General features: G+C 49.9%; 8 protein-coding genes. 7 read left to right on the forward strand and 1 reads right to left on the reverse strand.

The window, feature by feature from the left end; translation table 11 throughout:
• Window positions 1-33: 33 nt before the first annotated feature.
• The 6 genes from Z042_RS11555 (at window position 34) to Z042_RS11580 (ending at window position 8,796) form a co-directional block, all read left to right on the forward strand.
• A complete protein-coding gene (locus Z042_RS11555; RefSeq protein ID WP_024913375.1) occupies window positions 34-969 on the forward strand; it encodes an OmpA family protein in 936 nt (311 codons plus the stop codon).
• 377 nt (window positions 970-1,346) lie between these two features.
• Window positions 1,347-3,596, forward strand: coding sequence for a type I secretion system permease/ATPase (locus tag Z042_RS11560; RefSeq protein WP_024913376.1), 2,250 nt, complete (start codon window positions 1,347-1,349; stop codon window positions 3,594-3,596).
• 288 nt (window positions 3,597-3,884) lie between these two features.
• On the forward strand, window positions 3,885-5,063 hold the full coding sequence (locus Z042_RS11565; protein ID WP_037406936.1) for an HlyD family type I secretion periplasmic adaptor subunit: 1,179 nt from the start codon (window positions 3,885-3,887) through the stop codon (window positions 5,061-5,063).
• Between the two features lie 4 nt (window positions 5,064-5,067).
• Window positions 5,068-7,125 (forward strand): TolC family protein, encoded by a 2,058-nt coding sequence (locus Z042_RS24540; RefSeq protein WP_024913378.1) that lies wholly within the window; start codon window positions 5,068-5,070, stop codon window positions 7,123-7,125.
• Window positions 7,126-7,336: 211 nt separating this feature from the next.
• Window positions 7,337-7,978 (forward strand): response regulator transcription factor, encoded by a 642-nt coding sequence (locus tag Z042_RS11575; RefSeq protein ID WP_081758463.1) that lies wholly within the window; start codon window positions 7,337-7,339, stop codon window positions 7,976-7,978.
• A 203-nt stretch (window positions 7,979-8,181) separates the two neighbouring features.
• On the forward strand, window positions 8,182-8,796 hold the full coding sequence (locus Z042_RS11580) for a LuxR C-terminal-related transcriptional regulator (protein WP_024913380.1): 615 nt from the start codon (window positions 8,182-8,184) through the stop codon (window positions 8,794-8,796).
• Between the two features lie 77 nt (window positions 8,797-8,873).
• On the opposite strand, the gene Z042_RS11585 is transcribed toward Z042_RS11580, so the two are convergent.
• Window positions 8,874-11,156, reverse strand: a complete 2,283-nt coding sequence (locus tag Z042_RS11585; RefSeq protein ID WP_024913381.1) for a TonB-dependent siderophore receptor — start codon at window positions 11,154-11,156, stop codon at window positions 8,874-8,876.
• 299 nt (window positions 11,157-11,455) lie between these two features.
• Here Z042_RS11585 and fes point away from each other — a divergent pair, with 299 nt between their 5' ends.
• Window positions 11,456-12,808 carry an enterochelin esterase gene (fes, locus tag Z042_RS11590; RefSeq protein WP_045784877.1) on the forward strand — a complete coding sequence of 451 codons (1,353 nt, stop codon included), beginning with the start codon at window positions 11,456-11,458 and terminating at the stop codon, window positions 12,806-12,808.
• The last annotated feature ends 4 nt before the right edge of the window (window positions 12,809-12,812 follow it).

Raw genomic sequence — 12,812 nt, forward strand, 5'->3', positions numbered from 1 at the left:
GGATGAATATATCAGGTGAGCCTGGAGCATATAATGAAAGCTGTTCGTAATGGATTTAAATACGTCAATATTGCAGTATTAACTTTAGCGGCGGGGTTGTTCTCTTTTACCGCGTTTGCTGAGTCGCTATATAACAATCAACAGAAAGAAAGTTTGTCAGGGGCGGGGGTACTTTCGGCTAACGCCAGTGCTGCAAACACTTATCGCCCGGTGGCGAAAGTCGTACCCGAGCTGGCTCAGATTGTTTTTTATTATCCGCAAGGTAATCATCCAGCCACGATCAATGTGGATCGCGAGCTGCAATCGGCATTGTTGCCAGGTGAATTTACCGTGTTTTGTGTGGCACCGGGTGGGCACGCGATCGAGTCTTACTTCCAGGATCAGCCGCTGTATCAGGGAAAACAGAATCCAGCACATCAGGTTCAGGTTAATGGTTCTGAGACCTATTTCTTGCAGGTGAATCCAGGGACCAATGGCAGCACGACGGCTTTGGTTGAAAGGGCGCAAGCAGAAGCTGACCTGAAGTCTATGCGTAAACAAACGCGTATTATCAACCGTGCTTCACAGGTAAAAGCCTGTGAGTATGTCAACGGCGGTGGCGCAGTGCTGATTCAGGAAAGTATACAGTTCCGCTTTGGCAAGAGCAGCTACGATTCTATTTTGCCATCCTCAGTGGCTAAATTGGATAATGTCATTGCCTTTATCACACAGGGTAATAACATTGCTAATATCCAACTGGTTGGTTACACGGATGCCATCGGTAATCCAGAATCAAACCAGCGGCTGTCGCAGGCCCGAGCTAATACTATTCGTGAGGCCTTGCTCAACGCTGGTGTTAGCCAGGCGGTGATCACTAATGTCAGTGGTATGGGCGTGGCGGAAAGTGCGGAAGGGTGCGTTGCCAATGCGAGCCATCAAGGGGCAGGGTGCAATGTTAACAGCCGCCGTGTGGACATTATTGTCAGATAATAATCGTTCAGTTCTGATTTAGCACTATTTAACAAAGGGCTACAAGAGAAATAGAGTAGCCCTTTTATTTTAGATATTATTTTGTGATAAAATGCAGAGAGGCTTAATTTCTAGGGTTACTCTCAGAATTTCTTGTTATTTTATTCTTTAGCTGTTAAGAAAATACCCCCACCCAATAATTTGATTAATCTGGATTTTTGTTTTCTTTGATGACTGGAAATTTTTTTTCTAGGCATTTTCTTATTTTCACTGACTGTATTTTAAGTAGATGCCTACGTTCTTTCTTGCAGTGGTCAATATATTGTCTGTGTTAGGATATATCTAATGTTTAGCTTGGATGCTAAATCACAGTCTTTAAGTAGAACCAGGGAAAGATTATGAGTGAACAATTGTCGGTGTCTTCGGAGTTACCGGAGATTCCTAAGTCTCCGGCGATTTTGTCGTCGGAGTTTGACAATATAGAAGACCATGGCAGAGATTCATTGCTCTGGTCCGTTGAATGGTTATGTAATCATTATAACAAGCTTGCCAGTAAAGAAGTGCTGTATGCCGGGTTGCCGCGTGGCGACAAGTTAGAGCCTGAATTGGCACTGCGCATGCTGGATCAGATCGGTATCGCAGCCGGTTGGATCAAGCGCGATCTTGCCAGCATCTCCTCTTATCTCTTTCCTTTGGTGGTGGCGCGCAGTGATGGTTCATACTGTATTGTCGCCGCACGCACGGGCAAACGGGGAAACTACGGGTATCAGGTGGTGGTTCCTGAAAGCGGCGGCACCGTCAGCATTCAGGAAACGGAACTGTTAACCAATGGCTATGCCATGGTAGCAAATCCGAAGCCCAAGCTGGATGCGCGTCTGGATGATGAAATTCTGCCGGAAGCCAACCGTGAAGGCCACTGGTTGTTCTCTACGTTGTGGCGTTATCGGCACTACTTTTACAGTGCGGCCACGGCGGCATTGCTGGCCAATATTCTGACGCTGGCCAGCACGTTCTTCACGATGAACGTCTACGATCGCGTCATCCCTACCCAGGCTTATGTCACCCTCTGGTCATTGGCGATTGGGGTACTGATGGCCATTGTGTTCGAATTTACCTCCAGGCAGGTTCGTACCTATTTAATTGATGTGGCCGGGAAAAAAGCCGATCTGATTGTGGGGGCGAAACTGTTCCGCCAGGTTATGGCGATGCGCATGGAGAGCAAACCCCAATCGACGGGAACATTTGCCAACCAACTGCGTGATTTTGAGGCCGTGCGTGATTTTGCTACCTCGGCCACGCTGTCGACTCTGTCAGATTTGCCATTCTGCATACTGTTTATGTTCGTCATCTACCTGATTGGTGGGCAATTGGCGATAGTGCCGCTGGCGGCGGTACCGATTATTCTGCTGGTCAGCGTGATCATCCAATGGCCGTTAAGCCGTTATATGGGTGAAAACATTCGTGAGATCTCGCAGAAACAAGGGATGTTGATCGAGTCCATTGAAGGGATGGAAGCGCTGAAAGCGGCGCAAGGTGAAGGCGTAATGCAAAAGCGTTGGGATGATATCAGCGCTTTGGCCGCCGCTTCTTCCATGAAAACCCGCTACCTGTCTGCACTGACCTCAAACTTTGTCACCTTTATGCAGCAGGTGTGCACTGTGGTGATCGTGGTGTTTGGTGTCTATCTGATCCATGCGGGCGAGCTCACCATGGGATCGATGATCGGGGTGGTTATTCTGTCTGGCCGTTCATTGGCTCCACTGGCTGCGGTAGTCGGGTTGGCATTACGCTATCAACATGCCAAAACGGCGTTGAAGTCACTCAATCAGTTAATGGAGTTGCCTACGGAACGCGATCCGGCCATCAACTACCTGCCAACACCGAAATTTGACGGCCACCTGCGCTTGAAGAAGGTCGCTTTTGCTTACGCAGTGCCTGGCATGATGGTGCCTCCGCCGATTCTGGATAACATCAATCTCACCATTAAAGCGGGTGAGCGGGTGGCGATTATCGGCAGTATCGGCAGCGGCAAATCAACGCTGCTGCGGGTGATGGCGCGGATTTACCAGCAGCGTAGCGGCCAGATCTCAATTGATGGCGTTGATGCCACCCAGGTTGATCCGGCGGATTGGCGTGCGGCGGTCGGTTATGTTGGCCAGGATTGCCGGCTGTTCAGTGGCACCTTGCGCTTCAACGTGACGATCGGGAAGCCAAGTGCCAGCACAGAAGAATTTCTGCGCGTCGCCCAGATGACCGGATTGGATCGTATCGCTGCCAAACATCCACTGGGCTACGACATGCCGGTAGGGGAAATGGGTAACGCGTTGTCAGGCGGGCAGAAACAACTGGTTGCTTTGGCACGCTGTCTGTTGCTGCGGCCGAAAGTGCTGTTGATGGATGAACCAACCAGTTCCATGGATGCGATGACGGAAACCCTGTTTATTCGCCAACTGCAAAAAGCCATTGAAGGACAAACGCTGGTGATTGTGACGCACCGCATGTCAGTGTTGAGTATTTTTGACCGTTTGATCGTTCTGGATGACGGGCACGTTATAGCAGATGGCCCGAAAGATCAGGTCATTGCCATGTTAAGTGCCAACGGTCAAAAGAATGGTCAGAAAATAACCCAGCAGAATCAGCAACATTAATTTCAATCAGACGGCAGCAATCAGCGATACCTAATCTATTTCAGGATGCAGGTAGCTCAGGCTTTTGCTTTTTGGAAAATATTGGGGAAGGAATAACGGATGAACAAGGATGACTTTACATTAGCGGCCTCTGACGATGCTGATATAAGCAATAAACATGATATGGAAAATAAAGAAACTGAGGTAAAGAAAATCACGGTGAGTGCGGCAGACATAATTGAATCCAATAAAAAAAATAACAAGGATAATCCGCATAGCGGGAAAATAGCACCTGCTGACTTGCAGTTTATGAATGACTTACAGGCTGCGTTAATTTCACAAAAAACGCCATTCAGCATGATCATGTTATATCTCATCGCTCTGGTGGTCGTAGTGGCATTAGTGTGGGCGCATTTCGCCCGAGTTGAAGAAATTACCCGTGGTGATGGAAAGATTATTCCAGCCAGCCGTGAACAGGTGATCCAGAGCCTGGAAGGTGGGATCTTGGAAGAACTGAATGTGCGTGAAGGTGACATCGTCGAGAAAGGGCAGGTGCTGCTGAAGATGGACCCAACGCGTGCGGATTCCAGCTACGGGGAATCATTATCGAAAGTGTTGGGGCTTAAGGCCACGATAGCGCGCCTGCGTGCGCAATCTTATGGCACTGCACTGGTGTTTCCGCCGGAAGTACTGGCGGTTTCCAGCATTGTGAATGATGAAACGCAAGCCTATAACGCCCAACTGAGAACTCTGAATGAGAGCGTAGAGGCCCTGAAGAAAAGCCTGTCGCTGGCGGAAAGTGAAGTGCAGCTTTCTGCACCCTTAGCCAAAAAAGGGCTGGTGTCAGACGTGGAGATCCTGCGTCTGCGGCGGCAAGCGAATGAATTCCAACTGCAAATCGCTGAACGCACCAACCGTTTCCGTTCTGATGCCAACAGTGAGCTGAACAAGCAGGAATCAGAGCTGGCGCAGGCGGAGGAAATCTTGCGTGGCCGTCAGGACGTGATGCAGCGCACCACCATTGTTGCCCCGGTGCATGGAACGGTGAACAACATCCGTACCACGACCCGAGGTGGCGTTATCCAGCAGGGGGCAGAAATCATGACGATAATCCCTCTGGAGGATAACTTGCTGGTTGAGGCGCAGATTAAACCGGCCGATGTGGCATTTATTCATCCAGGCTTGCCCGCCACGGTCAAAATAACCGCTTATGACTATGCTATTTATGGAGGGCTAACCGGAGTGGTGGAACATTTGAGTTCTGACACTCTGGTTGATGAAGAGAAAGCGCGTTCTGGCCGTGGGGATTCAACCTATTATCGTGTGTATGTGCGTACTAACCAGGCGGCATTGCAGGTTAAAGGTAAAACGTTCCCGATCATTCCCGGCATGGTGGCGAATGTAGAGATTAGGACGGGAGAAAAAACCATCCTGTCTTACATATTGAAGCCAGTATTAAAAGCACGTGAAGCATTCAGAGAGAGATAAGCCAATGGCATATAAACACAGTGAATTCCGTCGGTTAAACGTGGCCATGGCAATCGCGGTATGTTTACCTTTTTCTGTATTGGCAGTGACGCAGCCATCTGCGCATGAGCAAGATATTAACGCCTTGCCACCGATGCTGACGCAGGAGGAATATATGACATTATTCCATTCTGATCGGCCAGCGGCTGAAGGTACTGCGCTAAACGGCGGGGAGACGTCTGCGGCTAGCAGCGAAGCACCGCAGTTTCTGAAAGATTTGGCGGCAATGGGTGAAGCCAATACGCCAGTATCCCGTCAAGACCCGGTTTCTTCCGCGCCGGAAGTGAAAACCGAAGCACGGCCTTTGTTTAGCCAGAACACAGTGGTGGAAAACGCTCAGCCTGCGGTTGCAGCCAAACCGCATGATACGGTGCAGCCGGGCAACAGCTTCAGCGTATCGCCACCGGATAGCCCGCTGGTTGCGCCCAAAACAGCAGAATCTTCTAGGCTGGTGACGCGTATTGAACCACCGGTGCCTGTCAAAACCACCGAAGTAGCGGCCAGCAATACTGAGCGCTTGAGTACGCCGGTGCAGCCAGACAGCAGTGCGGCTCCGGTTACCCAGAACAATCCACCCGTCCTGGTGAACCGCACTGAACTGCGTGCTAAAGCCAACATAGCTCCAGAACCGCCTGCGGGGAGCAGCCAGGCGGTGCTGAGAAGCAAGAGCGATCTTTTCCCCGCAGTTCAGCAACAGTACCAACCGGACCCGGCGTATGACAACGTGCGTTGGCATGGTGAGATCGCGGGTGAAAGCGACAAGCGAAATCTGAGCGAAATGACCCGCGATGCTTACAAAGGGCGAAGCACCAATCCGTCACGGGCTTTTATACGTAGTATGGTGTCTTTGGCATTGACGCATAGCCCGGAGATACGTTCTTCAGAAGCCGATGTTCTGGCGGCGGGTTATTATGTTGACCAGACAAAAGGCCAGCGCTGGCCACAGGTGCAGGTGGGGGTATCAACGCCGCTAGGTACTCAAGGGGGGAATGCCGATCTACAGCGTAACAACGCTAAAGCGAGTGATACCAGCGGTTCCGTTTCCATCACGACGCCCATTTATGACTGGGGTAAGGCCCGGAATCAGATCGACAGTGCAGAAGAAGGGGTAACGGCGGCGGTTAATGCGCAGAATTACACCAAAGAACAGTTGGCTTACAGTACCGTTTCAGAGCTGATGAACCTGAGCCGTTATCAGGAAAGCCGCGTAGTGGCGCTGGCTTATGTCGAACGAATGAAACAACTGGCCGATATGCTGTCGCAGATTACGGCCGTGGATCGTGGGCGCGCCAGTGAGTTTACCCAGGCCAAAGCCAAGCTGCTTTCTGCCCGTGCCAGCCTGGACGATATTGAACACCAGGTCAGTACCAGCCGTATCAGACTGGTTCGCCTGTTGGGAATAGAGCCGAATTTACCTGAGAATATCTCTTGGCGAGATTCTGTGATGCCGGCATCCATGGCGATTGCCTCGCTGACCAAGAACCCGAATCTGCTGAAATTGCAGGCGCAGGTAAAGGCTGCCGAATATGAAGCCGACAGTATCAAGTCGGCGGGTTTACCGCAGCTGAACTGGGTGGTGTCCAAGAATACGGCAAAAGATATCAATGGCGATGAAACCGGTTGGTATACCGGGCTGAATGTCCAATGGAATGCGTTCAGCGGCGGTTCGCAAACGGCAGCGCAGATGTCTGCACGCGCCAGAGCCAATGGTGCCCAGCAGCAATATGAAGTGGCCTATCGTGACTTGGAATATCAGATTAATAATCTAGTACAGACGCGAGATTCTTCATTTATGCGTGCCGAGGATTTTGATCGTTTATCGGCTGAAACCGATCGGGTCAGGCAAATGTTTTATGATCAGTGGTATAACCTGGGCAAACGGACGCTGCTGGATGTGCTGACGGCGGAGAACGATCACTTTAATAATCAGTTATCAGCGATCAATAATCGCTATGACGGCTATATCGCTAATATCAACGTGATTGCCAGCGCTGCGATGCTGTTGAGCTGGATCGATAAATAGCGTTAGGCCTTGAGGTGAAGCATAAAGTGGCATGATTCTCCTACATATTGCAAGATGACGAAGGCGGTATTTTGCCTGCCATTAAGGAGCATGGGTTTATCGATGATGAATTTATTTTTACTCGTCCATAAACCTTTGCTCTGAACATGAAATATTTTTTGGTGATCTCTGGTGAATTAGCCTCTCAAAAAAATGAATTCAAGATATTATAATGGAAGATGATATGTATTCTGTCTTAGTGATCGACGAATCCCCTACAATATTGATTGCCATCAAATCGCTCTTGATGCAGTCCGATGCTTTTGAGAACGTCTTTGTCGCTGCCAGTAGTAAACAAAGCTTGGATATTGTGAACAAGAATCATATTGACTTGATTATTACGGATGTAGAACTGCAAGACGATGACTGTTTTTTACTGTTGAAAAATATAAAAAGAAAATTTCCAAAGATTAAATCGCTTTTTTTTTCGTCTAAAAATGAGTCTATCTATTCGTTACGGGCGCTTGAAGCCAAGGCCAATGGATTCATCAGTAAAGGGAAGGATGTTGAAGAGATACTTTTTGCTGTGCAACATGTCTTGAAAGGGTACCTTTTTTTTTCCGCAGAGGTATTAAGTAACGTGTCGGATATGGCCGCATTGAGTAAAAGCGTGAAGCCTAAGTGGTCGTTGACGGCCCGAGAGATTAGCGTGCTGAGATGTATGGTTAAAGGGGTTAAAAATAAGGAGATAGCGGAGAGTCTTTTTATCAGTGAAAAAACAGTGAGCACTTATAAAACCCGTATCATGACAAAGCTTGGGGTGACATCTGTCATGGAAATGGTGAGTTATGTAGAAAAAAATGACCTGCTGTAAATAATAAATCAATGTAATAATTTGATATCTAGTTAGTTCCTGTAATGAAAATCAATAGGATATATATTAGGTTTTCCTATTTTAATTTGTTAAAAATAGTGATTTTTCCTACAAACGACTGCTTGTTTTCTTATATTATTTGCGATTTATATTAATTATTATACCCATGAGGGGAATAAATAAAAGTTATCAATGGAACTGATATGAAAATAACACCGAATAGGGTAACGAATGTCTTGATTGTTACTCAATGTTCATTCACTCGTCTTGCACTGAGTGCGATTTTTGCAAATATACAACTATCATCTGGCAAAAAAATCAATGTAGCCTCTGAGGGTTTTTTTGAGAATAATCGGCAGGTTATAGACTTTATAATCTGTGCTGACGATCTTTTTAATGAGATTAGCTTGCAAAGTATTTTGCAAATTAAAGAAGCACTACGTTACGCCAGCTTTTCAAGTAAAATGGTTTTTTTAACCTCACACCATCATTTTGCACTTGGTTACTTTATCTCAGGTTTGTGCAAAAAAGAGGGGTACTGTGCTGCAATTGATAAAACGGTAGCGAATATCGCAATAGATTTAAGACGGATTTTGAGTTCTAAGGAGGTTTTTGATGAACTCCCGTCATGCACGTTAATGCTGACGCAGAGAGAAAGAGAAATCATTATCGGCTTGATTAAGCAGAGAAAACCGGCTTATTTATCCAAGAAATACGATGTTAATCAGAAAACAATCAGTGCGCACAAAGTGAATGCGTTACGTAAGCTGAATGTCGATCACCTAAACAGTATTGTCAGTTTAAATGCGTTGACCTGACAATTATCGGCCCCTTCCCCCGTCAGGGAAGGAGCACGGTTATATATCTCCGCTATTGTTTTATCAAGCATGGCCAATCAGAACTGGGTATTCACGCTCATAAAGTAAGTACGCCCCGGTTCATTATAGGTGGCCGCACCTGCGCCATACATATAGGCACCAGTAACGGCGTTACCGGTAGTTTGGGCATTACCCGCACGGAACTGGCGTTTATCCAACAGGTTATCAATACCCGTTGTCACGCTGATATTTTTGGTGAAGGCGTAAGTGCCACTCAGGCCGAAAACGGCGTAAGGGCTGACTTCGCGCTTCTCGCTGCCGCTCACCGGTTCACCCTTATAGTTGTACTTCTTCGGTTTCTGACGGCCATACCAGGTCATGGTGCTCTGCATCGACAGATCCTGCGTGGCCTGCCAGCTCAAGGTTGAGTTGATGGTGAATTCAGGAATAATCGACAGATAATCTCCGGTGACTTTATTCTTGTTTTCAATCATATAGGTTGCGTTATTGTTCCAGGCAACGGAGTCGCTGACTGGCACATTCAGCGTGCCTTCCAAGCCCTGAATGAGCGCTTTTGACACGTTTTCCCAGAGATAGATATCGGTTTTGCCGTTGGTGGTTGTGCCTACTGGGGCATAACCTGCTTCGATCTTGTTACGGTAATCGTTGCGGAAATAAGTCAGCCCAGCCAACCAGTCTTGGTGGTGGAACTCCAGCCCAATCTCTTTGTTGATGCTGTTTTCTGCTTTCAGATCGTCATTACCGATCAGATAACAGGCTCCGGCACTGGCTGCACATCCTTGACCGCGGCTATACAGAATGTAGTTGCCGTTGCTCTGAAACAGGTTGGGCGCTTTGTAAGCGCGGGCAATGCCCATTTTCAGCGTGAAATGATCACCCATTTCCTGCGACAGGTTGAGCGACGGGCTCCAGTTATCACCGGCTTCGGAATGATAATCGAAACGCAAACCCGGTGTCAGCATGGTGCTTTCGGTGATTTCAGCGTTGTTTTCGGCAAACAGCGAAAAGATTCTGGCAGAAGAGTAAGGATCGCGGTTGGTGCTATCCACCCCAGGAATGCTGCCGCCTTCGGTCAGTGACTGGCTGGTGGAGGAGCGAGCGCGCATTCGCTGCTGGTTCCACTCAGTGCCCAGAGTTGCGGTTTGCGCGACGCCCATCTCGAATGGAATGCTGACTTCGCTGTGCGCCAGCAAATTATTCAGGCGAGTAGAGTTGAAGTTATTGCTGGAGAAAATCCCCTCGGTGCCTCCCGCCAGCCCTTCATCCAGGCGCGTATTGCGAGTGCGTTCAAGTTGGAGGTAATTGAGGGTGCTGATACCGCTATCCCAGGCGCCACGGTAGTTGAGTGCATAGGTTTCACGGTAAATACGGTTGGTTTCTTTGCCGTAGTTGCTCTGTACCAGAGCGTTGGTATTGGTGTTCTGGGTATCCCCGGCGTACAGGTTCCCCTGGCGGCCATAGGTATATTGGAATTCCAGTGATTGCAGGGGAGCAAAGTCCCAATGCAGCAGGGTATCGATATCTTTATCGATCACCCCTTCACGGCCAGCGGGCAGGGTATTGGCATAGGCGCCGGTACGCTCAGACTGATGCCCTTGGTTGATATCCCAGGCATCGGCCTGAGTTTTGCTGTAACCCCCGCGCAGGCGGAAACTCAGTTGATCGGTCATTGGGCCGGAAAGGCTGAAGTTGGTGCGCTTGGTGGCCCCTTCTTCTTTGTGTTGCGGCACGTTGAAATAGCCATTCAGCGAGCCTTGCAGTTTCTTACCGATTTTTTTAGTGATGATGTTGACGACACCGCCCGCTGCGCCATTGCCATAACGGGCGGCTGCCGGGCCACGCAGCACCTCGATGCGTTCGATCATCTCTGGGGATACCCAGGCGCTATCGCCACGGGTATCACGCTCGCCGCGCCAGCCTTGGCGCACCGAATTACGGCTGCTGACCGGCATTCCGTCGATCAGGATCAGGGTATTTTCCGGCCCCATACCGCGGATATCAAGCTGGCGGTTGTTGCCGCGCTGGCCGCTGGTGGAGTTTCCGGTCAGGTTGACCCCTGGCATGGTGCGGATCAGTTCACTGATATCACGGGCGGGAGGGCGTCTTTTGATTTCTTCGGCGGTAATGGTGGAGACGCCGGGAGCTTGTAGATTTTGTTTGGCTGCGGTGACCACGATGGTGTCTGTTGCTGTGGTTTCTTGTTGGCTTTCCTCTGGCAACGAAGTGCTGTCTGATGCGGCGCTGGTCTGTTCAGCATTCACTGTGCCAGAGAATACAGACGTACTGAGCCCTAACCCGATGAGTGTGGCTAAAGAGTAACGTGATAACTTCCGATTCATTTTAAGTTTCCTACCTGGCGACCATCCTTCACTTGGCCAAGAGCCAGCAACAGAATGGTTGGTTGTAGTTTTATTGTGTGGTTAAAAGTAACGGCAGATCCCGATGTGCCAAGCTCAATAGGCTGGCACCTATCCCTGTTGAAGAATGCCTGTTCTATTTACGAACGTTTACACAGTATTGCAAATGAAAACTATTATCAATATTATTCTGTATTACCGTTTGTTTTGGCACAGTACTGAGTCAAGAGACCGAAGAGCGCGGACTGCGTGCTATGCCAGCTGCACAGTGAGTGGGTGTTTTGAAAACTGAACAACCGTTAGAAAGTAGTGCGTTATTAGCGAGTAAACATGCAGGGAGCGAAGGATGGTGGTTGGATATTGCTCGGCATGGAACGCCACTGGTAGAACCGCAGGAAAATGAGCGTTGTAAGGTCACATTTTTCTGGCGCGATCCTCAAGGCGATGAATTTACCTCCGCTTACCGCCATGTCTGGCTCCATATCAATTGCCTCACCGATCATCATCAGTCAGCACCACCGCAGAGTTTGCAACGGTTGGAAGGGTCGAATGTCTGGTACTGGCAAACTGAACTCAACCATGACTGGCGCGGCAGCTACTGTTTCATTCCCTGCATGGACGATCATCCACTCCAGCTTCACCATGCAGATGCCCATGCCAACATGCATACCGTGCGCCATTGGTGGCAGCAGGTATTCGCCCGCGCAACCCCGGATCTGCTCAACCCTTACCGGGCCTGGCCCGACGCCAGTGGGCATTTTCTCTCTGGCCTGCATATGCCGCAGGCACCATGCCAGGCAGCCTGGCAAGATTTCGACCGTTATGCCATTGCCAGCGGGCGTTGCACGCCTGCGTCGCCCGCCAAGTTGCAGCGGCATAGCTGGCACAGCCGGCGTTTGGGAACTACGCGCCATGTATGGGTCTATACCACCGGGGAACAGCGCCCGGTAACCCGACCATTAGCCATCTTGCTGGATGGGCAGTTCTGGGCGCAGCAGATGCCGGTTTGGGAGCCGCTGCTGCAGTTGACCCGCACCGGCCAACTGCCGGAAGCGGTATATCTGTTGATTGATGTGATCGACCAGCAGCACCGCGCACAGGAACTGACCTGTAATGACGAATTCTGGCTGGCGGTGCAGGAAGAACTATTACCGCAATTGGCGGTTTGGGCACCGCACTGCACGGAGGCAGCCAGCACGGTGGTGGCCGGGCAAAGCTTTGGTGGCCTGGCGTCGCTCTATGCAGGGCTGCGTTGGCCCGAACGTTTTGGCGCGGTGATCAGCCAATCCGGCTCTTTCTGGTGGCCACGCCGCGATTTGTTGCAGCTATCAACGCTCCCTGATGATGCCTGCTGGCTGATGCGCCAAATGGAGGAGCAACAGCTGGGTGCGCACGGCAGGTTACAGGTGTTTATGGAAGCTGGAGTCCATGAAAAATTGATCCACCAGGTGAGTGACCGTATGGCAGCCTTGCTGCGTGAGAGCGGGCATCAGGTGCAATACCGGGTGGTGGAAGGCGGACATGATGCACTGTGCTGGCGTGGTGGTTTGTTAGAGGGTTTACAGGCGCACTGGGCTAGACCTGCCACCCTGCAAACGGCTGCGTCGCCGTTGGCTACCCCGATTCATGCCTAAGGAA

Source organism: Chania multitudinisentens RB-25, assembly GCF_000520015.2.
GTDB classification, from domain to species: domain Bacteria; phylum Pseudomonadota; class Gammaproteobacteria; order Enterobacterales; family Enterobacteriaceae; genus Chania; species Chania multitudinisentens.